Genomic DNA, 20,315 nt, shown 5'->3' on the forward strand with positions numbered 1-20,315 from the left:
TCTACCGGGGCGATGTTTCACGTGAAACATCGCCCCGCCGCAGGAAGCCGGCCGTGGCCGCGTAGAGCAGGGCCACGCTGACGAGCAGGGCGACGGACCGGCCGTCGGTGGGGAGCATGAGGGACGCCACGGCGGCCGCCCCGACGAAGGCGATGTTGAAGAGCACGTCGTAGACGGAGAAGACCCGGCCCCTGAACTCGTCGTCCACCCGGGACTGGAGGACGGTGTCGGTGGAGATCTTGGCGCCCTGGGTGGCGAGGCCGAGGACGAAGGCGGCGACGAGCATGGGCCCGGGCGCGAAGAAGAGCCCGAGCGCGGGCACCAGCACGGCCGAGGCCGCCGAGCAGACGACGATCCAGCCCAGCGGCCCGAGACGGTTCACCAGCCAGGGGGTGACGAGGGCGGCCGCGAAGAATCCGGCCCCGGACACCCCGACGGCGATCCCCAGCAGGGCCAGCCCGTCGGACTCGTTGTCCGACCAGGAGTAGCGGCAGAGCATCAGCAGCATCACGGTCAGGGCGCCGTAGCAGAACCGCATCAGGGTCATCGCGGTGAGCGCCCGTGCCGCCTCCCGGCGGCCGGCCAGGTGCCTGAGGCCCTCGGCCATACCCCGGACCGTGAGGGTGATCCCTTCGAGGAGCGAGGGATGCTCGGGCCCGCCCCGGTGGTCGGGCCCCAGGAGCCCGATGGCCAGGCGGAGCGAGACCAGGGCCGCGCACAGGTAGAGGACGGCGCCGAGCAGGACGACGAGGGCGTTGGACCCCGCGGCCAGTAGCCGGACGAGGAAGGCCAGCCCTCCTCCGGCGACCGCCGCGAGCGTGCCGGCGGTGGGCGAGAGGGCGTTCGCGGTGACCAGCTGGTCGGTGCGGACGACGTGGGGCAGGGACGCGGCGAGCCCGGCGAGGACGAAGCGGTTGACCGCCGTCACGGACAGGGCCGAGGCGTAGAAGAGCCAGTCGGGGACGTGGACGACGATCAGCACGCCGGTCACACAGGCGAGCAGGGCCCGCAGCAGGTTGCCGTAGAGGAAGACCTGGCGCCGGCGCCACCGGTCCAGCAGCACCCCAGCGAAGGGCCCGATGGCCGAGTAGGGCAGCAGCAGTACCGCCATGGCCGAGGCGATGGCCGCCGGCGAGGTCTGCTTCTCGGGGGAGAACACCACGTAGGTGGCGAGCGCGACCTGGTAGACGCCGTCGGCTGCCTGTGAGAACAGGCGCACGGCGAGCAGGTTGCGGAAGTCCCTCAGGCGCAGGAGTACGCGCAGATCACCTACGACGGGCATGAGGGCAAGGGTCACACACACCGAGGGTCCCCGGACACATCGTCCGGGGACCCTCGGTGGAAGAACGTCGGAAGACCGGGTGTCCGGAGGACCCCCTGGGCCGACTAGCGCTCGACCTCGCCCTTGATGAACTTCTCGACGTTCGCGTAGGCCTCGTCGTCGAAGTACTGGACCGGCGGGGACTTCATGAAGTAGCTGGAGGCCGACAGGATCGGGCCGCCGATACCGCGGTCCTTGGCGATCTTCGCAGCGCGCAGGGCGTCGATGATGACACCGGCGGAGTTCGGGGAGTCCCACACCTCGAGCTTGTACTCGAGGTTCAGCGGAACGTCGCCGAACGCGCGGCCCTCGAGGCGGACGTAGGCCCACTTGCGGTCGTCGAGCCACGCGACGTAGTCGGACGGGCCGATGTGGACGTTCTTCTCGCCGAGCTCACGGTCGGGGATCTGCGAGGTGACGGCCTGCGTCTTGGAGATCTTCTTCGACTCGAGGCGTTCGCGCTCGAGCATGTTCTTGAAGTCCATGTTGCCGCCGACGTTGAGCTGCATGGTGCGCTCGAGACGGACACCGCGGTCTTCGAACAGCTTCGCCATCACACGGTGCGTGATGGTGGCGCCGACCTGGGACTTGATGTCGTCGCCGACGATCGGGACGCCCGCCTCGGTGAACTTGTCGGCCCACTCCTTGGTGCCGGCGATGAAGACCGGGAGGGCGTTGACGAAGGCGACCTTGGCGTCGATGGCGCACTGGGCGTAGAACTTCGCGGCCGCTTCGGAACCGACCGGCAGGTAGCAGACGAGGACGTCGACCTGGCGGTCCTTGAGGATCTGGACCACGTCGACCGGGGCCTCGGCGGACTCCTCGATGGTCTGGCGGTAGTACTTGCCCAGGCCGTCCAGGGTGTGGCCGCGCTGGACGGTCACGCCCGAGTTCGGGACGTCGCAGATCTTGATGGTGTTGTTCTCACTGGCGCCGATGGCGTCCGAGAGGTCGAGGCCGACCTTCTTCGCGTCGACGTCGAAAGCGGCGACGAACTCGACGTCACCCACGTGGTAGTCGCCGAACTGGACGTGCATCAGACCGGGGACCTTGGCCGCCGGGTCGGCGTCCTTGTAGTACTCGACGCCCTGCACCAGCGAGGCGGCGCAGTTGCCCACGCCGACGATGGCTACGCGAACCGAACCCATTCCGGTTGCTCCCTGTTTGTTCTCGGAAACGAGGCCTGCGAGATACAGGCCTCACTTTGCAGTTTCGTCGGGCGGTCCGGATCGTCTCCGATCCCGTCCCGCCCGCTCGCTCTCGATCAGCTCGTTGAGCCAGCGCACTTCACGCTCGACGGATTCCATTCCGTGCCGCTGCAGTTCGAGCGTGTAGTCGTCCAGGCGCTCCCGTGTACGGGCGAGCGAGGCGCGCATCTTCTCCAGGCGCTCCTCCAGCCGGCTGCGACGGCCCTCCAGTACCCGCATCCGCACGTCCCGCTCGGTCTGACCGAAGAAGGCGAAGCGGGCGGCGAAGGACTCGTCCTCCCATGTGTCGGGGCCGGTGTGGGAGAGGAGCTCTTCGAAGTGCTCCTTACCTGCTGCCGTCAACCGGTAGACGATCTTGGCGCGGCGCCCTGCGAGTGAAGCGGCGAGAGCGTCTTCCGGGGCGTTCCCCGGTTCTTCGATCAGCCAGCCGTTTGCGACCAGAGTCTTGAGGCAGGGGTAGAGAGTCCCGTAGCTGAACGCCCTGAACACCCCCAGCGAGGTGTTGAGCCGCTTGCGGAGCTCGTAACCGTGCATGGGGGATTCACGAAGCAGGCCGAGGACGGCGAACTCGAGGATGCCGGAGCGTCTGCTCATCCGCCTGCCCCTCTCTGCTTCGGAGTTTATGTCGAGCTGATGTATCGGCTCGATACATCCAGACGATAGAACGGGCTGCTCGAAGCGACAAGCGGTGGCGTGGTGACCGGCGTCACATCACCGATTCGTACGACGCAAGTTGCCTGATTTGGGGTGAACTTCGGCACTGGTTGGGTTTTGGCCCTGCGTAGGCTGTGCGGCAGGACCACCGGGGGGAACCGGAATCACCTGCCGCTTCCAGGCCACTCGCCTGCCCGAGGAGTAGTCGTTCGATGAGCGAGCACCGCCGTAAACCGCCGCAGCCCCAGGGCGGCGGCCGCGCCGCGTCCCGCAGGGCCGCCCCGCAGCACCCCGGCCGTGGTGCCGGACCCGGCCGTGACGTCCCCGCGGGGCCGCCCGGCGGACCCTATGCGGAACACGGGGCGCAAGGGAGCCGAGCCGATGCCCGCAGGGCTGCCCAGCGGGGCCCGGCCGGCCGCGGACGCGCAGGTGGGAAGGGGGGCAGAGGCGGAAAGTCAGGTGGTCGGTTCATCGATTACCCGCGCGCCGGAAAGGTCGGCTGGAAGCGTTTCGTGCCGTCCTGGAAGCTGGTCGGCGGTACCTTCCTGGGGTTCTTCGCCGTGATCTTCGCGGGTGCCGGCATCGGCATCGCCAGCGTGGGCACCCCGGACGCGAACAAGACCGCCAAGGCGCAGAACAACGTCTTCCAGTGGGCCGACGGCACCCAGATGGTCGCCACCGGCGGCGCCACGAACAGGCAGATCGTCCCGATCGACCAGATTCCCCTGGCCATGCGGAATGCGGTGATCGCGGCCGAGAACGAGTCGTTCGAGACGGACAAGGGCGTCGACCCGATGGGTATCGCGCGGGCCGTGGTGAACATGGCCACCGGCGGCTCCACCCAGGGCGGCTCGACCATCACCCAGCAGTACGTCAAGAACACCTACCTCGACTCCGAGCAGACCCTCAAGCGCAAGGTCACCGAGCTCTTCATCGCGATCAAGCTGGGTGTCAGCGAGGAGAAGGACGTCGTCCTCGCCGGCTACCTGAACACCGCCTACTACGGCCGGGACGCCTACGGCATCCAGGCCGCAGCCCGCGCCTACTTCGGCAAGGACGCCAAGGACCTCAACCCGTCCGAGAGCGCCTTCCTCGCCGCCATGCTCAAGGGCCCGAACCTCTACAACCCCGACGGCGGCATCGGCACGGCCGCCACCCCGGAGGCCAACGAGAAGCGCGCCCGGCTCCGCTGGGCGTGGGTGCTCGACCGCGAGGTCGCGGTGGGGCGCATGGACAAGGCGGAGCGGGACAAGTACAAGGAGTTCCCCGCCCGGGTGGACTCCGAGCAGGCCCGCGGGATGTCCGGCCAGACCGGCTACCTCGTCGAGGTGGCCAAGCAGTACGTCATGAAGACCACCGGCATCACCGCCGAGAAGATGGCGCTCGGCGGCTACACGATCACCACCACCTTCGAGAAGCCCAAGGTGGACGCCCTGGTCAAGGCGGTGGAGGACACCCGCAACGACTTCCTCGACGAGAAGAAGCGGCCCCAGTACGACACCTTCGTGCAGTTCGGCGCCGCCTCCGTGGACGTGAAGACCGGGGCGATCGTGGCCCTGTACGGCGGGCCCGGCTGGGACCACAAGTACTTCGCCAACAACGCCAACACCTCCGGCGTCCCCGTCGGCTCGACCTGGAAGCCGTACGTCCTCGCGGCCGCCATGCAGTACGGCACGCAGAACTCCAAGGGCTCGGGCATCTCGGTCGACAGCAAGTACAACGCCGACGACCTCACGGTGATCAACGACCGCACGGGCAAGCCGCTCCTCGGCTCCGACGGCCAGCCGTTCAAGCAGAAGAACGAGAGCGACTACCCCTACGGCTACGTGACCCTCAACGAGGCGATGGAGAAGTCCATCAACGTCCCGTTCGCCCAGCTCGTCTTCGACGTCGGCCACAGCAAGGTCCGCGACGTCGCGAAGTCGACCGGGATCCTCGAGGAGTCGATGGACAAGAACAACAACGCCTCCTTCGCCCTCGGCACCTCGACGCCCAGCGCCATCCGCATGGCCGACTCCTACGCCACCTTCGCCGCCTCCGGCACCCACCGGGAGCCGTTCTCGGTGAAGAAGGTCGTCAAGGACGGCAAGGGCGTGCCCGGCTTCGAGCCGCCCAAGGAGTCCCGCGCCATGGACGACTCGATCGCGGACAACGTCACCAAGGTGCTGCGCAACGTCGTCGAGAACGGCACCGGCACCAAGGCGAAGAAGCTGGGCCGCCCCGCGGCCGGCAAGACGGGCACCACCGACCAGAACAAGTCGGCCTGGTTCGTCGGCTACACCCCGGAGCTGTCCACCTCGGTCACCCTCTTCCGCAACGACCCGACCTCCAAGAACAAGGAGCTCATGTCCATGAACCACGTGGGCGGGGTCGACTCCATCCACGGTGGTGACATTCCGGCGGCCATCTGGACCGAGTACATGCGCGAGGCGCTCAAGGGCACCCCGGTCAAGCAGTTCCCGGAGGCCGACGACATCGGCGTCATCGCGGACGCGGCCGGCGCCCCCCAGCCCACCCCCTCGGCCGTACCGTCGCCCTCCGTCTCGGTATCGCCCTCGCCCAGCACCTCGCCCTCGGTGTCCCCGTCGCCGTCCGGCAACGGCAAGCCGAGCTGCAAGCCCAGGCCCTGGAACCTGAACTGTGACCCGACGGTCACCGGCGGCGCGAACGAGGGAGCCGACGGCGGAACCGGCACCGGCGGCTCCCAGGACGGTGGCACCACCACGCAGCCCTCCACGTCCACCCGCCCCGGCCGCCCGGGCGGAACGACCAACTGGGGCAGCATCATGGGCACCTCCGGCTGACCCGGTCGCCGTACCGCACCCGGGAGGGCCGTCGCGCACCGCGCGGCGGCCCTCCCCCGTGTACGGCGCGGTACGGCAGGATGGGCGCCATGACCAAGGTGCACGAGGACCATCCCGTACCGCCCACCCAGCACGACGAGGTCGCCGCCGCCGGCAGCGAGTTCATCGGGGGCCCGGTCGGACGCCACGCCAGGCTGGGCGGCCACTGGCTGAGCCCGGTCCGCGTCGTGGTCCTCGTAGCCCTCGGCCTGTTCGCGCTGGGCATGGTGCAGAAGCTGCCCTGCTACGACTGGGCCTGGTTCCGGGGGGCGGGCTCGCAGTACACCCACGCCTGCTACTCCGACATCCCGCACCTGTACTCCGCCCGCGGCTTCGCCGACGGTCTGGTGCCCTACCGGGACCAGTTCCCCGACATCGTGACCGACCCGAAGTACGGCGGCATGCAGTACCTGGAGTACCCGGTGCTCACCGGGGCCTTCATGCAGGTCGCCGCCTGGATGACGCCCACCGCCGGCTCCGTCCAGCACCGCGAGCAGATGTACTGGATGGTCAACGCGGGCATGCTGATGGCCTGCGCCGCCGTCATCGCCGTCTGTGTCGCCCGCACCCATCGCCGCAGGCCCTGGGACGCCCTGCTCCTCGCCCTCGCGCCGGCCTTCGCGCTCAACGCCACCATCAACTGGGACCTCCCGGCCGTGGCCCTCACCGCCGTCGCGATGCTGATGTGGTCGCGCGGCCGGCCCCTGCTCGCCGGCGTCTTCATCGGCCTGGCGACCGCGGCCAAGCTCTACCCCGTGCTGCTGCTCGGCGTGCTCTTCTTGCTCTGCTGGCGGGCCGGGAAGTGGCGGGCCTTCGGCGCCGCGGCCCTCGGCGCGGCCGTGTCCTGGCTCCTGGTGAACGGCCCGGTCATGTACTTCGCCTGGGACGGCTGGAAGCGGTTCTACGAGTTCAGCCAGGAGCGGCCCATCGACTTCGGCTCGGTCTGGCTGCTGATCTCCCAGCGCACCGGCAACCCCCTCGACGGGGCCAACACCTACGCGACGGGGCTCACCCTCCTGCTCTGCCTCGCCATCGGGCTGCTCACCCTGACGGCCCCCAGGCGCCCGCGCTTCGCCCAGCTGGCCTTCCTGGTCGTCGCCGCGTTCATCCTGGCCAACAAGGTGTACTCGCCGCAGTACGTGCTGTGGCTCGTCCCGCTCGCCGCGCTGGCCCGCCCCCGCTGGCGGGACTTCCTGATCTGGCAGGCGGGCGAGATCGCGTACTTCCTCGGGATCTGGTTCTACCTCGCCTACACGACCAGCGAGGACAAGCACCAGGGCCTGCCCCTGGAGGGCTACCAGCTGGCCATCACCGCCCACCTGCTGGCCACTCTGTACCTGTGCGCCGTGGTCGTGCGCGACATCCTGCTGCCCGAGCGCGACGTCGTGCGGCGCGACGGCTCGGACGACCCCTCCGGGGGCGTCCTGGACGGGGCCGAGGACGTGTTCACCCTCTCGGAAAAGGCGAAGGCGCCGCAGTACGCGGCGCCTTCGGAGGGACAGCGGGTCGCCTGGGGCGTGGACCCCAGGGACTGACCGGGCCGGCGGGCCCGGAGACCGGGGAACGGCTCAGGAGTCGAGCACCCGGTCGAACTGCGTCGTGGTGTGGCGCAGGTGGGCCACCAGCTCGTCGCCCACCTTCGGCTCGGTCGCGTCCGAGGGCACGAACAGGATCGACACCTGCATGTGCGGCGGCTCGGCGAACCAGCGCTGCTTGCCCGCCCAGACGAAGGGCGACAGGTTCCGGTTGACCGTGGCCAGACCGGCCCGGGCGACGCCCTTGGCGCGCGGCATCATCCCGTGGAGGGCCTTGGGGGCCTCCAGGCCCACGCCGTGGGAGGTGCCGCCCGCGACCACGACCAGCCAGCCGTCGGAGGCGGCCTTCTGCTGGCGGTAGCCGAAGCGGTCGCCCTTGGCGACCCGGGTGACGTCCAGGACAGAGCCCCGGTACTGGGTCGCGTCGTGGTCGCCCAGCCACAGGCGGGTGCCGATGCGGGCGCGGAAGCGGGTCTGCGGGAACTGCTGCTGGAGCCGTGCCAGCTCCTCGGCCCGCAGGTGGCTGACGAACATGGTGTGCAGCGGCAGCCGGGCCGCGCGCAGCCGGTCCATCCAGCCGATGACCTCCTCGACGGCGTCCGAGCCGTCGGGGCGGTCCAGCGGCAGGTGCAGGGCGAAGCCCTCCAGCCGGACGTCCTCGATCGCCGACTGGAGCAGGCCGAGGTCCTGCTCGGAGACGCCGTGGCGGCGCATCGAGCTCATGCACTCGATGACCACACGGGCCCCGACCAGGCCGCGGACCCCGTCCACCGAGGCCACCGAGCGGATCACCCGGTCGGGCAGCGGTACCGGGTCCTCACCCCGCCGGAACGGGGTGAGGACGAGCAGGTCGCCGCCGAAGTGGTCCTTGATGCTCGCGGCTTCGTACGTGGTGCCCACGGCCAGGATGTCGGCGCCCATCCGGGTCGCCTCCTCGCACAGCCGCTCGTGGCCGAAGCCGTAGCCGTTGCCCTTGCAGACCGGGATCAGTCCGGGGAACTGGTCCGTGATCTGCTTCTGGTGCGCACGCCAGCGCGCGGTGTCGACGTAGAGCGTGAGCGCCATGCCCGTCCGGAACCTCTCTCGAAAAACAGCTGGGTCAGCGGCGCGACATGTAGATGTCGAGCGCCTTGTGCAGCACCTTGTTGAGCGGGAAGTCCCACTCGCCGACGTACTCGACGGCCTCGCCGCCCGTACCGACCTTGAACTGGATCAGGCCGAACAGGTGGTCGTTCTCGTCCAGCGTGTCAGAGATGCCGCGCAGGTCGTAGACGCTGGCGCCCAGTGCGTACGAATCGCGCAGCATGCGCCACTGCATCGCGTTCGAGGGGCGGACCTCGCGCTTGTGGTTCGCGGAGGCGCCGTACGAGTACCAGACGTGCTGGCCGACGGTGATCATCGTGGCGGCGGCCAGCGGTTCACCCTCGTGCTTGGCGATGTACAGGCGCATGCGGTTGGGGTCCTCGGAGTTGAGGGCCGTCCACTGGCGCTGGAAGTAACTGAGCGGGCGCGGGCGGAACTTGTCGCGCTCGGCCGTGATCTCGTAGAGGTACTGCCAGGTCGGCAGGTCCTCGTAGCCGCCCTGGACGACCTCGACGCCGGCCTTCTCGGCCTTCTTGATGTTGCGGCGCCACAGCTGGTTGAAGCCCTTGAGGACGTCGTCCAGGGAGCGGTTGGCCAGCGGGACCTGGAACACGTAGCGGGGCTGGACGTCGCCGAAGCCGGCGCCGCCGTCCTCGCCCTGCTGCCAGCCCATCCGGCGCAGCTTGTCGGACACCTCGAAGGCGCGGGGCTCGATGTGCGAGGCCTCGACGTCGCGCAGGCGCTTGACCTCGGGGTCCTGGATGCCGGCCTTGATGGCGGCCGAGTTCCAGCGGCGGATGACGACGGGCGGACCCATCTTCACGGTGAAGGCGCCCTGCTGCTTGAGGTGGGCCAGCATCGGCTGGAGCCACTCGTCCAGGTTCGGGGCGTACCAGTTGATGACCGGGCCCTCGGGGAGGTACGCGAGGTACCGCTTCACCTTGGGCAGCTGGCGGTACAACACGAGCGCGACGCCGACGAGTTCGCCGTTCTTGTCGAACCAGCCGAGGTTCTCCGAACGCCACTCGTTCTTGACGTCGGCCCATGCCGGGACCTGGCAGTGGCTAGCCGAAGGCAGGCTCTGGAGGTACGCCAGATGCTGCTCTCGGCTGATGGTGCTCAGGGACAGGCTCATGCGGGGTGTCTCCTCCGGCGGCTTCGCTGCTATGGCGCGAAGCCTACTGCGACGGTGGCGCCACCCATCTGGGGGACAGGCCGGTGCCTGGGCCGGAGGGAGGCCGGCGCCCCGTCGCGGAGGTCCCCCGGTCAGCCCAGCCAGCCGCCGAAGAGGCCGCCGTGCGCCATTCCCAGCATGAAGCCGAAGGCAGACGCGCCAAGGCCGATGATCAGCGCGAAGCGTTCGCGGGTGGTGGCGGAGATGAACTGTCCGTACAGCCCGGTCCCGATCCCGATCAGCCCGGCCCAGGAGCTGAGCAGGTGCAGATTGTGGAAGAACGCAGTGACGAACGCCACGGCGCCGAGAACCAGGGTGGCCACCATCAGGGCGTCCTGGATCGGGTGGGGCTTGCCGTCGGTGGAGAAGAGGGAGATCGGCGGGGGCGAGGACTGGCCGTGCATTGCCTGTGCCATCGGAAGGCACCTCCTGGCTGACGCAGAGCGGTGCGTGGAGCCGCCTCCGGCCTGGGGCGGGAGGCACGGCGCCGAGCGCACCCGATGGATACAGATTGTGGCCCTCTCCTGCCGGATTTCAACCGGAAGGACGCGAGCAGGTAGTCTGTACAGCTGCGCGGTGTCTGCTCTTGGACGCCGTGCGCACGCATCACGACCCTCCTGCCACGGAACGACCGTGGCCGCTGAGTCCAAAGGAGGTGGGTTCCACATGCGTCACTACGAAGTGATGGTCATCCTCGACCCCGATCTCGAGGAGCGCGCTGTCGCCCCCCTGATCGAGAACTTCCTTTCCGTCGTCCGTGAGGGCAACGGAAAGGTCGAGAAGGTCGACACCTGGGGCCGTCGTCGTCTCGCTTACGAGATCAAGAAGAAGCCCGAGGGCATCTACTCGGTCCTCGACCTGCAGGCCGAGCCTGCGGTCGTCAAGGAGCTCGACCGCCAGATGAACCTGAACGAGTCGGTTCTCCGGACCAAGGTCCTCCGCCCCGAGACCCACTGAACTCCGGTTCAGCGGTAATCGGGACCGAGTAGCACAGCAGCCCAGCAGCAATCCCCGCCGAGAGGTTCATCCATGGCAGGCGAGACCGTCATCACGGTCGTCGGCAATCTCGTCGACGACCCCGAGCTGCGCTTCACCCCCTCGGGTGCGGCGGTCGCGAAGTTCCGTGTCGCGTCCACCCCCCGCACCTTCGACCGTCAGACCAACGAGTGGAAGGACGGCGAGAGCCTGTTCCTGACCTGCTCGGTGTGGCGGCAGGCGGCTGAGAACGTCGCCGAGTCCCTTCAGCGGGGCATGCGCGTCATCGTGCAGGGCCGGCTGCGGCAGCGGTCCTACGAGGACCGTGAGGGTGTCAAGCGCACGGTCTACGAGCTGGACGTCGAGGAAGTCGGCCCCAGCCTGAAGAACGCCACGGCCAAGGTCGCCAAGACCACCGGTCGCGGTGGCCAGGGTGGATACGGCGGCGGTCAGCCGCAGCAGGGCGGTGGCGGCGGCTGGGGCGGAGCCCCCAGCAACGGGCCCCAGGGTGGCGGAGCTCCCTCCGACGACCCGTGGGCGTCCAGCGCGCCGGCCGGCGGCCAGCAGGGCGGCGGCGGGGGCGGCTGGGGCGGAAGCTCCGGCGGCTCCGGCGGCTCCGGCGGTGGCTACTCGGACGAGCCGCCCTTCTAGGGCAGCTCCATCCAAACTTCTTGATCACACAGGAGAGACACAATGGCGAAGCCGCCTGTGCGCAAGCCTAAGAAGAAGGTCTGCGCGTTCTGCAAGGACAAGACCGCGTACGTGGACTACAAGGACACGAACATGCTGCGGAAGTTCATTTCCGACCGTGGCAAGATCCGTGCCCGCCGCGTTACCGGCAACTGCACGCAGCACCAGCGTGACGTCGCCACGGCCGTGAAGAACAGCCGTGAGATGGCGCTGCTGCCCTACACGTCCACCGCGCGATAAGGAAAGGGTGACCGACTAATGAAGATCATCCTGACCCACGAGGTCTCTGGCCTCGGCACCGCCGGCGATGTCGTCGACGTCAAGGACGGTTACGCTCGCAACTACCTGGTCCCGCGTGGTTTCGCGATCCGCTGGACCAAGGGTGGCGAGAAGGACGTGGCGCAGATCCGCCGCGCCCGCAAGATCCACGAGATCGCGACCATCGAGCAGGCCAACGAGGTCAAGGCCAAGCTCGAGGGCGTGAAGGTCCGTCTGGCCACCCGCGCGGGTGACGCCGGTCGTCTCTTCGGTTCCGTCACCCCGGCCGACATCGCTTCCGCGGTCGAGGCTTCCGGTGGCCCGAAGGTCGACAAGCGTCGCGTGGAGCTGGGCTCCCCGATCAAGACCCTCGGTTCGTACCAGGTCTCCGTGCGTCTGCACGCCGAGGTCGTCGCGAACGTGGGCATCGAGGTCGTCGCCGCCTAAGGGCAGCGCATGAAGGGCCGCACCCTCCGGGGTGCGGCCCTTCGTCGTTCCGGGGGATGTTTCACGTGAAACATCCCCCGGGTCACCGGGTGGCTCCCGCGATCAGCCAGCGGCCGGAGCGGGCGCGGAGCTGGAGGGTGGCCATCCGGACCAGCATCATCAGCGTCATGGCCCACCAGAGCGCCGTCAGCCCGCCGCCCAGGGCGGGGACCAGCAGTGCGGCCGGGGCGAAGACGGCCAGGGTCAGCAGCATCGCCCACGCCAGGTAGCGCCCGTCGCCGGCTCCCATCAGCACTCCGTCCAGGACGAAGACGACCCCACAGACCGGCTGGCTCAGGGCCACGACCAGCAGGGCGGGCAGCAGCGCGTCCTCGACCACGGGGTCGCTGGTGAACAGCGGGATGAACACGGGACGTGCGAGGACGACCAGCAGGCCCAGGACGACGCCCGAGACCACGCCCCACATCAGCATCCGTCGGCAGACGGTCCTGGCCCCCTCGGTGTCGCCGGCGCCCAGGTAGCGGCCGATGATGGCCTGGCCGGCGATGGCGATCGCGTCCAGGGCGAAGGCGAGCAGGCTCCAGAGGGACAGCAGGATCTGGTGGGCCGCGATGTCGGCGTCCCCCAGCCGGGCCGCCACGGCGGTCGCGATCATCAGGATGGCGCGCAGGGACAGGGTGCGGACCAGCAGCGGCACACCTGCCTGGGCGCAGGCACGGATGCCGGCCGCGTCCGGCCGCAGGGAGGCGCCGTGGCGCCGGGCCCCGCGGACGACCACGAAGAGGTACGCGCCGGCCATGGCGCACTGGGCGATGACCGTGCCCCAGGCCGATCCCGCGATGCCGAGGCCGGCGCCGTAGACGAGGGCGACGTTGAGGACGCCGTTGAGGGCGAACCCGCCGATGGCCACGTAGAGCGGCGTGCGGGTGTCCTGGAGGCCGCGGATGACGCCGGTGGCCGCCAGGACCATGAGCATGGCGGGGATGCCGAGCGCGGAGATACGCAGATACGTTTCCGCGTAGGGGGCGGCGGTCTCCGAGGCTCCGAAGAGGGAGACCAGGCCGGGCGCGGTGAGCAGGACGGCGACGAGGACCGCGGTGCCGAGCAGGAGGGCGAGCCAGATCCCGTCCATGCCCTGCCGGATGGCGGCCTGGAGGTCACCGGCGCCGACGCGGCGGGACACGGCCGCGGTGGTGGCGTAGGCGAGGAAGACGAAGACGCTCACGGCGGTGGTCAGGAGCGCCGCCGCGACGCCGAGGCCGGCCAGCTGGGGGGTGCCGAGGTGGCCCACGATGGCGCTGTCGGCCATCACGAACAGGGGCTCGGCCACGAGGGCGCCGAAGGCCGGCACGGCGAGCGCGAGGATCTCGCGGTCGTGCCGTCTCGCGGTCGACTTCGCGGTGGTGGGGGCCTGTGTCATGTGCTCAATCTAATCTTCCACAGGTAATGGATACAAGGGCCTTTGGATCCTTACCAGGGCTCTGACTTGGGCGTTCTTTCCGGCCCGTTGGGGGCGATCTTGAGACAGTGGCCAAGAATTTTCTCCACCACTGCCGGTGGAAGAGGAAATCGCAGGTCAGGAGGGGTGCGTGGAGGGGGTGGGTGATTTTGTCCACAGCGTCGTCCCCCGGTCTGTGCACAGCTTCGGGCGACTTACCCACAGCATTGGCTCCGTCGTCCACATCTCATCCACACAGCCTGTGGATAACAAGATTGGCTGACGTCGCTCGCGGCCCTACCGTTGTGCGTTGCCCGACGCGCCCAGAGCCGTTTCGGGTGTCCCAAATGTCAGAGCCGTGTCGTAGAAAGATTGCCACGGCGAGGTCCGCGCTGCGGACGGGAGGAGGTGGCCCGGTGAGCATGCCCGAGCCCATGGACGACCCCTGGGCCGACAGCGGTCCCAGTGACCGTCTGCCCGCCCGCTCGCGCCGGAGCGGCGAAGGCCGCGGCCGCGGGGACGACCAGCAGGACCGGGGCCGCGAGGGCGGCTCCTGGGACGGCGGAGGGGGCGGCTTCGAGCGCGTCCCGCCGCAGGACCTGGACGCCGAGCAGTCGGTGCTCGGCGGCATGCTGCTGTCCAAGGACGCGATCGCCGACGTGGTCGAGGTCCTCAAGGGCCACGACTTCTACCGGCCCTCGCACGAGACGATCTACCAGGCCATCCTCGACCTGTACGCGAAGGGCGAGCCCGCCGACCCGATCACGGTCGGCGCCGAGCTGACCCGCCGCGGTGAGATCAGCAAGGTCGGCGGCGCCTCGTACCTGCACACCCTGGTGCAGTCCGTGCCGACCGCGGCGAACGCCGAGTACTACGCGGAGATCGTCCACGAGCGGGCCGTCCTGCGTCGCCTCGTCGCGGCCGGTACGAAGATCACACAGATGGGTTACGCGGCAGACGGCGACGTCGACGAGATCGTCAACAGCGCCCAGGCCGAGATCTACGCCGTCACCGAGCAGCGGACCTCCGAGGACTACCTCCCCCTGGGCGACATCATGGAGGGCGCGCTCGACGAGATCGAGGCGATCGGCTCGCGCTCCGGCCAGATGTCCGGCGTGCCGACCGGCTTCACCGACCTCGACTCCCTGACCAACGGCCTGCACCCCGGCCAGATGATCGTCATCGCCGCCCGCCCCGCCATGGGCAAGTCGACGCTCGCGCTGGACTTCGCCCGCGCCTGCTCCATCAAGAGCAACCTGCCGAGCGTCATCTTCTCCCTCGAAATGGGCCGCAACGAGATCGCCATGCGCCTGCTCTCGGCCGAGGCCCGGGTGGCGCTGCACCACATGCGCTCGGGCACCATGACCGACGACGACTGGACCCGGCTCGCCCGCCGGATGCCGGACGTCTCGGCTGCCCCGCTGTACATCGACGACTCCCCCAACCTGTCGATGATGGAGATCCGGGCCAAGTGCCGCCGGCTCAAGCAGCGCAACGACCTCTCCCTCGTCGTCATCGACTACCTCCAGCTGATGCAGTCGGGTGGCTCGCGCCGGCCCGAGAGCCGCCAGCAGGAGGTCTCGGACATGTCCCGAAACCTCAAGCTGCTGGCCAAGGAGCTCGAGGTGCCGGTGATCGCGCTCTCCCAGCTGAACCGTGGCCCCGAGCAGCGCACCGACAAGAAGCCGATGGTCTCCGACCTGCGTGAGTCCGGCTCGATCGAGCAGGACGCCGACATGGTGATCCTGCTGCACCGCGAGGACGCGTACGAGAAGGAGTCGCCCCGGGCGGGCGAGGCGGACCTGATCGTCGCCAAGCACCGAAACGGTCCGACGGCCACCATCACCGTGGCCTTCCAGGGCCACTATTCGCGGTTCGTGGACATGGCCAACACGTAGCATCCGATCATGGACGCGCTCTCTGAAGACCTCGAACTGCTTCCCGCCACCCGGCGTGCCCTGCGGCACCGGGTCGCCGTCACCCAGCGCGAGGGCCGGTCCCCTTCGCTGGTGGCGGCCGTCGTACGCGGCGGGGAGGTGGTCTGGGAGGGCTCGCGGACCTGCGTGGAGGGCCACGGGCCGGACGGGAACGTCCAGTACCGGATCGGCTCGATCACCAAGACCTTCACCGCCGTCCTGGTGATGCGGCTGCGGGACGAGGGCCTGCTGGACCTGTCGGACCCGCTGGGCAAGCACCTGCCCGGGAGCGGTGCGGACGAGGTGACCATCGCCCAGCTGCTGGCCCACACCTCGGGTCTCGCGGCGGAGACCCCGGGCGAGTGGTGGGAGCGCTCGCCGGCGGCGCTGCGGCCGGAGCTCGCCGACGTGCTCGGTGAAGAGCCGTTCAAGCACGTCCCGGGGACCCGGTTCCACTACTCCAACCCCGGTTACACCCTGCTGGGCTCGCTCGTGGAGGCGCTCCGGGGCAAGCCGTGGGAGGAAGTGCTGCGCGCCGAGGTGCTGGAGCCGCTGGGGCTCGGCCGTACGAGCGGTCTGCCGCAGGCTCCGCACGCGGGCGGCTGGGCGGTGCACCCGTGGGCGGACGTGATGATGCCGGAGCCGTCCGAGGACCTGGGGCTGATGGCGGCGGCCGGTCAGCTGTGGTCCACCACCGATGACCTGGCCCGGTTCGCGCGGCTGTTGATGCGGGGTGACGACCGGGTGCTGAGTGCCGGGAGCGTACGGGAGATGCGTACTTCGGTGGCGCCCCCGGAGCCCGGCTCGGCCGACCTCGGGTACGGGCTGGGACTCCAGCTGGCGGACCAGGGCGGACGCCGGATCGCGGGGCACGGCGGTTCGCTGCCCGGGTTCGTCGCGGGCCTCTGGTTCAGCGAGGCGGACGACGTTGCGGCGGTCGTACTGGCCAACTGCACCTCGGGCCTGCCGGCCTCCACGGTGGCCGCCGACCTCGTCGCGATCGTCTCGGAGGCGGAGCCGCGCATCCCCGAGCCGTGGCGTCCCTTCGGGGAGCACGACCAGGTGCCGCTGGAGCTGTGCGGCCCCTGGTACTGGGGCACTTCGGCCCAGGTCCTGCGGCTGAACCAGGACGGTTCGCTGGAGCTGAGCCCGGTCGGCGTCACCGGCCGGCCGGCCCGCTTCCGCGCCGAACCCGACGGCACCTGGACCGGCCTGACGGGCTATTACGCGGGCGAGACGCTGCGTGCGGTCAGGCGCGAGGACGGCTCCGTGAGCCACCTCGACCTCGCGTCGTTCGTCTTCACGCGCGAGCCCTACGACCCGGCGGCCCCGGTGCCCGGCGGGGCGGACCCGCAGGGCTGGCGCGGCATCGGCTGACGCCCGGCGGGCCCTGTGCCCGGCTCAGGCGACGAGCTCGCGCTCCAGCGGGGTGCGGAATCGGGGCGTGATGCGGGCGTCGCCCACCCAGATCGCGAGCCGGGCGGCCTCGGCGGCGACCGCCTCCTCGGCGGCCCGGCCGGGGCTGCCCAGCAGCCGCCAGACGACCTCCCCGTCCGGGCGCTGGGCCCAGCCGCCGACGATCTCGCCGTTCCACCACACGGTCGGCCCGATGTTGCCCGCGTAGTCGAAGAGGGCGGGCCGGTGGGCGGGGTCGAGGTGGAAGCCCCGGTCCGCCCAGCCCATGGCGCTGGGGTCGAGGCCGGGCAGCAGCGCGGCCCAGGGTTCCGGGGCCGGCTCGGGCCCGGTGTCACCGGGGCAGACGAGCGCCGTGCCGCCGCCTTCGAGGCGGACCTGCTCGGGGCCCACGGCGGCCAGGGCCTTGCGTACGTCGGTGAGGCTCCAGCCGGTCCACCACTTGAGGTCGGCTTCGGTGGCCGGGCCGTACGCGCGGAGCCAGCGGCGGGCGAGTTCGGCACGGGCCTCGGCGGCGGGCACGGCCGGCCAGGGCTGCGTGTGCACCCACCGGAACTGGCTGGACGTCCACGTCCCGCGCGGCCGGTCCCGCCGGATGCGGCCGTCGGCGGCCAGGAGGCGGATCACGCGGGTGGCCACACCGGTCTCCGCCTCGTACTTCTTTCCCCGGCCGATGGTGATCTTCTGCCGTAGGACGGGCACCGCCGCGGAGAGCTGGCTGCCGGTCGCGGCGCCCAGGGCATCGAGCGCCTCTAGGGCGGCGGCCTCGGCTTGCTCCAGCCAGTCGGAGTCGAGCCCCTGGCCGTCCTCGGCGAGGTGCTTGAGGAGGGTCCGGCGTTCCTTCGCCGCGATGCCCCGGGCGGTGGACGAGTCCACGTACGGGGCGAGTTCGGTGGAGACGGCGAAGAGGGTGTTCCGCATGCTGAGCATGCGGACGACGCTGACGTCCTCGTAGAGGGCCTGCTCGACCGCGGCGGGCCCGCCGTCGGCCAGCCGGGCGCGGACGGAGAGGAAGACCGTCGCGGCGTCCGTGGCGTGCAGGGCGACCACCGCGTCCGCGGCCTGGCCCGTGGTGGTCGCGCGGACTGAGGGAGCCAGGCGGTGCCGCCGGCCCAGCCGGTGACGACGCTCGGCGGTGGTGATGACGGGGAGGCTGGGACTCATCCTCCCGATCGTAGGCCGGGCCGCCGACAGCGGCCCGGGCCGTACCGGAACCGTTCAGAGCTGGAGCTTGAACCCCACGTGGGAGGCTGTGAAACCGAGGCGCTCGTAGAACCGGTGCGCGTCGGTGCGGGTCACGTCCGAGGTGAGCTGGACCAGCTGGCAGCCCTCCCGCCGGGACTGCTCGACGGCCCATTCGACGAACCGGGTCCCGAGCCCGCTGCCACGCTCGTCGGCGTGGACCCGGACGCCTTCGATGATGGAGCGGGTGGCGCCCTTGCGGGACAGGCCGGAGACGATCGTGAGCTGGAGCGTGCCCACGACGCGCTCGCCGCGGACCGCGACGACGACGTGCTGGTGGGGGTCGTCCGTCAGCCGTTTCAGTGCCGCGGCGTACGGGGCCAGGTCGTCCGGGGACTCACGGGTGGCGCCGAGCGGATCGTCGGCGAGCATGGCGACGATGTCGGGCAGATCGGCCTCGGTGGCCGGGCGGATGGTGAGCTCGGGAGCTCCGGTCATGGGTTCTCCTCGTTTCAGCCGGCGGCGACGGTGATCGGCGCCCAGCGGCGGGACCAGTCGCCGGGAAGACCCGGGATGTCCCGGGTCATGACGGCGTTGAAGGCCACGGACACCAGTCCGCGCTCCTTGAGCCACACGAGGAGCTCCTCGTGGCGCACGTCCACGTCGGTGCGCAGGTCCCGTCCGGTGCCGGCGGCCAGCGCGGACACCAGGGCCTTGGCGGTGGCGGTGTCGCGGGCGATCAGGGGGCCCACGACATGGGTGTCCATGTTGGGCCAGATCGAGGCGTAGCCGATGAGTGCGCCCGAGCGGTCCTCGGCGACGAGCAGCCTGTCGGTGAAGGCCGGGAGCCGGGTGATGAGGTGGGTCCGGTCGGTGCCGAACACCTCGGTGTCCAGCCGGACGATCTCCTGGAGGTCCTCGGCGGAGGCCGGGCGGACGCGGACGCCGGCGGGGCCGGCCGCGGGGCCGTCCGGCTCGGGGCGGAAGGCACCCCGGAGCATCTCGGCGCGGCCCGTGGTGTCGAAGCCGAGCTCCTCGTAGAGCGGGCGGCCGTACGGGGTGGCGTGCAGGGTGAGCGGGACGCCGGCGAGCACGTCGTCGCACACGTGCCTCATGAGGCGCCGGCCCAGGCCCTGGCGGGCATACCGGTCGGCGACGAGGACCATCCCGATGGCGGCGAGGTCGGGCTTCGCTCCGATGTCTCCGTACCGGGTGACGACGCAGGCGGCGGCGAGTCCCCGGCCGTCGGGGGCGTCGATCCCGTAGCCGTCGCCGGCGGCGAGGAGCAGCCCCCACTTGTGGTCCTCGCGCGGCCAGCCGCGGTCTTCGGACAGGTCGGCGCAGTGACGGAGGTCTTCCGTGGTCAGTGCGCGGATCGGCAGATCGGTGAGCGGTGGTGGTGTCACCGGCCAAGAGTGGATCATCGGCTCGTGGCGAGTCCAGGGAATTGAGGGATCCGGGCAGCCGATGTTTCACGTGAAACATCGGCTGCGTCCGGAGGAGCGGATAGCCTCGGCAGCTATGACTTCGCTGCACCTGTTCGACCTCGACGGCACCCTGATGTACGGCTCGGCCGCGCCCGTGGAGATCTCCCGGCAGCTCGGCGTGGACACCGAGATCGCCGAGCTGGAGCGGGCCTTCAGCGCACGGGAGATCGGCCCGCACGATTTCTCGGTCGCGGCCCGCGAGCTGTGGGCGGACCTGACGCCCGCGCACGTACGGGCAGCCTTCGACGGGTCGCCCTGGCTGGCGGGCATCCAGGAGGTGTGGACTGAGATCCGGGAGCGCGGAGACTACTGCGCGGTGATCTCGCTGTCCCCCTCGTTCTTCGTGGAGCTGCTGCTGGAGTGGGGGGCGCACGCCGCGCACGGCTCGGTCTTCCCGGCGGTGCCCTTCACCGCTCCCGTCGACGTGGCCGGGATCCTGACGCCCGAGCGCAAGGTGGAGGTCGCGGACTCGCTGTGCGCGCGGTTCGGGGTGGGCCGGGCCGACTGTGTCGCGTACGGAGACTCGATGACCGACGCGGTGCTCTTCGAGGTGGTGCCGCGCTCGGTCGCGGTGAACGCGCGACCCCACCTGGCGGAGCGGGCCACGCACGTCTACCAGGGCCGGGACCTTCGGGAGGCATACCAGCTCCTGGGTGCGGCGCGCCCGGGAGTCGAGGCATCTTAAGGGGAA

The 20,315-nt window shown here is 70.2% G+C and carries 19 protein-coding genes; 9 read left to right on the top strand and 10 right to left on the bottom strand.

Annotated elements, in window-relative coordinates:
• Position 1: 1 nt before the first annotated feature.
• The 3 genes from ACZ518_RS17495 to ACZ518_RS17505 all read right to left on the bottom strand — a co-directional run bounded on the left by ACZ518_RS17495 (position 2) and on the right by ACZ518_RS17505 (position 3,123).
• Positions 2–1,282, bottom strand: coding sequence for an MFS transporter (locus ACZ518_RS17495; RefSeq protein WP_469113897.1), 1,281 nt, complete (start codon positions 1,280–1,282; stop codon positions 2–4).
• Between the two features lie 104 nt (positions 1,283–1,386).
• Positions 1,387–2,469 carry an inositol-3-phosphate synthase gene (locus tag ACZ518_RS17500; protein WP_469113898.1) on the bottom strand — a complete coding sequence of 361 codons (1,083 nt, stop codon included), beginning with the start codon at positions 2,467–2,469 and terminating at the stop codon, positions 1,387–1,389.
• A 51-nt stretch (positions 2,470–2,520) separates the two neighbouring features.
• Complete coding sequence (locus tag ACZ518_RS17505) at positions 2,521–3,123, bottom strand: PadR family transcriptional regulator (RefSeq protein WP_249766869.1); 603 nt, start codon at positions 3,121–3,123, stop codon at positions 2,521–2,523.
• A gap of 272 nt (positions 3,124–3,395) precedes the next feature.
• Here ACZ518_RS17505 and ACZ518_RS17510 point away from each other — a divergent pair, with 272 nt between their 5' ends.
• Together ACZ518_RS17510 and ACZ518_RS17515 are read left to right on the top strand one after the other, a co-directional pair.
• Positions 3,396–5,987 (top strand): transglycosylase domain-containing protein, encoded by a 2,592-nt coding sequence (locus ACZ518_RS17510; RefSeq protein WP_469113899.1) that lies wholly within the window; start codon positions 3,396–3,398, stop codon positions 5,985–5,987.
• 89 nt (positions 5,988–6,076) lie between these two features.
• Positions 6,077–7,561, top strand: coding sequence for a glycosyltransferase family 87 protein (locus tag ACZ518_RS17515; protein ID WP_469113900.1), 1,485 nt, complete (start codon positions 6,077–6,079; stop codon positions 7,559–7,561).
• Between the two features lie 33 nt (positions 7,562–7,594).
• On the opposite strand, the gene ACZ518_RS17520 is transcribed toward ACZ518_RS17515, so the two are convergent.
• The 3 genes from ACZ518_RS17520 to ACZ518_RS17530 form a co-directional block, all read right to left on the bottom strand.
• Positions 7,595–8,626, bottom strand: coding sequence for an alanine racemase (locus tag ACZ518_RS17520; RefSeq protein ID WP_469113901.1), 1,032 nt, complete (start codon positions 8,624–8,626; stop codon positions 7,595–7,597).
• 34 nt (positions 8,627–8,660) lie between these two features.
• On the bottom strand, positions 8,661–9,779 hold the full coding sequence (locus ACZ518_RS17525; RefSeq protein ID WP_007265252.1) for a lipid II:glycine glycyltransferase FemX: 1,119 nt from the start codon (positions 9,777–9,779) through the stop codon (positions 8,661–8,663).
• A 131-nt stretch (positions 9,780–9,910) separates the two neighbouring features.
• Positions 9,911–10,234, bottom strand: a complete 324-nt coding sequence (locus tag ACZ518_RS17530; protein WP_469113902.1) for a hypothetical protein — start codon at positions 10,232–10,234, stop codon at positions 9,911–9,913.
• Positions 10,235–10,484: 250 nt separating this feature from the next.
• Here ACZ518_RS17530 and rpsF point away from each other — a divergent pair, with 250 nt between their 5' ends.
• The 4 genes from rpsF (at position 10,485) to rplI (ending at position 12,188) form a co-directional block, all read left to right on the top strand.
• Positions 10,485–10,775 (top strand): 30S ribosomal protein S6, encoded by a 291-nt coding sequence (gene rpsF / locus ACZ518_RS17535; protein WP_007265254.1) that lies wholly within the window; start codon positions 10,485–10,487, stop codon positions 10,773–10,775.
• A gap of 72 nt (positions 10,776–10,847) precedes the next feature.
• Positions 10,848–11,444, top strand: a complete 597-nt coding sequence (locus tag ACZ518_RS17540; protein WP_469113903.1) for a single-stranded DNA-binding protein — start codon at positions 10,848–10,850, stop codon at positions 11,442–11,444.
• Positions 11,445–11,486: 42 nt separating this feature from the next.
• A complete protein-coding gene (gene rpsR / locus ACZ518_RS17545; RefSeq protein WP_005315025.1) occupies positions 11,487–11,723 on the top strand; it encodes a 30S ribosomal protein S18 in 237 nt (78 codons plus the stop codon).
• Between the two features lie 18 nt (positions 11,724–11,741).
• A complete protein-coding gene (gene rplI, locus ACZ518_RS17550; RefSeq protein WP_125594108.1) occupies positions 11,742–12,188 on the top strand; it encodes a 50S ribosomal protein L9 in 447 nt (148 codons plus the stop codon).
• An 82-nt stretch (positions 12,189–12,270) separates the two neighbouring features.
• Here the strand turns inward: rplI and ACZ518_RS17555 are convergent, their stop codons facing one another.
• A complete protein-coding gene (locus ACZ518_RS17555; protein WP_469113904.1) occupies positions 12,271–13,608 on the bottom strand; it encodes an MATE family efflux transporter in 1,338 nt (445 codons plus the stop codon).
• 452 nt (positions 13,609–14,060) lie between these two features.
• On the opposite strand from ACZ518_RS17555, the gene dnaB reads away from it, so the two are divergent.
• Both dnaB and ACZ518_RS17565 read left to right on the top strand, forming a co-directional pair.
• Positions 14,061–15,524, top strand: coding sequence for a replicative DNA helicase (gene dnaB, locus ACZ518_RS17560; protein ID WP_469114016.1), 1,464 nt, complete (start codon positions 14,061–14,063; stop codon positions 15,522–15,524).
• A gap of 9 nt (positions 15,525–15,533) precedes the next feature.
• On the top strand, positions 15,534–16,919 hold the full coding sequence (locus tag ACZ518_RS17565; protein WP_469113905.1) for a serine hydrolase domain-containing protein: 1,386 nt from the start codon (positions 15,534–15,536) through the stop codon (positions 16,917–16,919).
• A gap of 24 nt (positions 16,920–16,943) precedes the next feature.
• On the opposite strand, the gene ACZ518_RS17570 is transcribed toward ACZ518_RS17565, so the two are convergent.
• The 3 genes from ACZ518_RS17570 to ACZ518_RS17580 are packed head-to-tail and all read right to left on the bottom strand — an operon-like array spanning position 16,944 to position 19,543.
• Positions 16,944–18,119, bottom strand: coding sequence for a winged helix DNA-binding domain-containing protein (locus ACZ518_RS17570; protein ID WP_469113906.1), 1,176 nt, complete (start codon positions 18,117–18,119; stop codon positions 16,944–16,946).
• Between the two features lie 54 nt (positions 18,120–18,173).
• Entirely contained in the window at positions 18,174–18,635 is a 462-nt protein-coding gene (locus ACZ518_RS17575; protein WP_469113907.1) for a GNAT family N-acetyltransferase, read from the bottom strand.
• Between the two features lie 14 nt (positions 18,636–18,649).
• A complete protein-coding gene (locus ACZ518_RS17580; RefSeq protein WP_469113908.1) occupies positions 18,650–19,543 on the bottom strand; it encodes a GNAT family N-acetyltransferase in 894 nt (297 codons plus the stop codon).
• 115 nt (positions 19,544–19,658) lie between these two features.
• Here ACZ518_RS17580 and ACZ518_RS17585 point away from each other — a divergent pair, with 115 nt between their 5' ends.
• Positions 19,659–20,309: an HAD family hydrolase gene (locus tag ACZ518_RS17585; protein ID WP_469113909.1), complete on the top strand. Its 651-nt coding sequence runs from the start codon at positions 19,659–19,661 to the stop codon at positions 20,307–20,309.
• Positions 20,310–20,315 lie beyond the last annotated feature (6 nt).

This window comes from Streptomyces sp. NPDC033966, assembly GCF_055575955.1.

Bases quoted from the DNA above. Each gene is read 5' to 3' on its own strand.
- ACZ518_RS17575 (WP_469113907.1), bottom strand. From the start codon at position 18,635: ATGACCGGAGCTCCCGAGCTCACCATCCGCCCGGCCACCGAGGCCGAT.
- ACZ518_RS17585 (WP_469113909.1), top strand. From the start codon at position 19,659: ATGACTTCGCTGCACCTGTTCGACCTCGACGGCACCCTGATGTACGGC.
- ACZ518_RS17570 (WP_469113906.1), bottom strand. From the start codon at position 18,119: ATGAGTCCCAGCCTCCCCGTCATCACCACCGCCGAGCGTCGTCACCGG.
- ACZ518_RS17540 (WP_469113903.1), top strand. From the start codon at position 10,848: ATGGCAGGCGAGACCGTCATCACGGTCGTCGGCAATCTCGTCGACGAC.
- ACZ518_RS17530 (WP_469113902.1), bottom strand. From the start codon at position 10,234: ATGGCACAGGCAATGCACGGCCAGTCCTCGCCCCCGCCGATCTCCCTC.
- ACZ518_RS17525 (WP_007265252.1), bottom strand. From the start codon at position 9,779: ATGAGCCTGTCCCTGAGCACCATCAGCCGAGAGCAGCATCTGGCGTAC.
- ACZ518_RS17555 (WP_469113904.1), bottom strand. From the start codon at position 13,608: ATGACACAGGCCCCCACCACCGCGAAGTCGACCGCGAGACGGCACGAC.
- rplI (WP_125594108.1), top strand. From the start codon at position 11,742: ATGAAGATCATCCTGACCCACGAGGTCTCTGGCCTCGGCACCGCCGGC.
- ACZ518_RS17565 (WP_469113905.1), top strand. From the start codon at position 15,534: ATGGACGCGCTCTCTGAAGACCTCGAACTGCTTCCCGCCACCCGGCGT.
- ACZ518_RS17500 (WP_469113898.1), bottom strand. From the start codon at position 2,469: ATGGGTTCGGTTCGCGTAGCCATCGTCGGCGTGGGCAACTGCGCCGCC.
- dnaB (WP_469114016.1), top strand. From the start codon at position 14,061: ATGGACGACCCCTGGGCCGACAGCGGTCCCAGTGACCGTCTGCCCGCC.
- rpsR (WP_005315025.1), top strand. From the start codon at position 11,487: ATGGCGAAGCCGCCTGTGCGCAAGCCTAAGAAGAAGGTCTGCGCGTTC.
- ACZ518_RS17520 (WP_469113901.1), bottom strand. From the start codon at position 8,626: ATGGCGCTCACGCTCTACGTCGACACCGCGCGCTGGCGTGCGCACCAG.
- ACZ518_RS17495 (WP_469113897.1), bottom strand. From the start codon at position 1,282: ATGCCCGTCGTAGGTGATCTGCGCGTACTCCTGCGCCTGAGGGACTTC.
- ACZ518_RS17510 (WP_469113899.1), top strand. From the start codon at position 3,396: ATGAGCGAGCACCGCCGTAAACCGCCGCAGCCCCAGGGCGGCGGCCGC.
- ACZ518_RS17515 (WP_469113900.1), top strand. From the start codon at position 6,077: ATGACCAAGGTGCACGAGGACCATCCCGTACCGCCCACCCAGCACGAC.
- ACZ518_RS17505 (WP_249766869.1), bottom strand. From the start codon at position 3,123: ATGAGCAGACGCTCCGGCATCCTCGAGTTCGCCGTCCTCGGCCTGCTT.
- rpsF (WP_007265254.1), top strand. From the start codon at position 10,485: ATGCGTCACTACGAAGTGATGGTCATCCTCGACCCCGATCTCGAGGAG.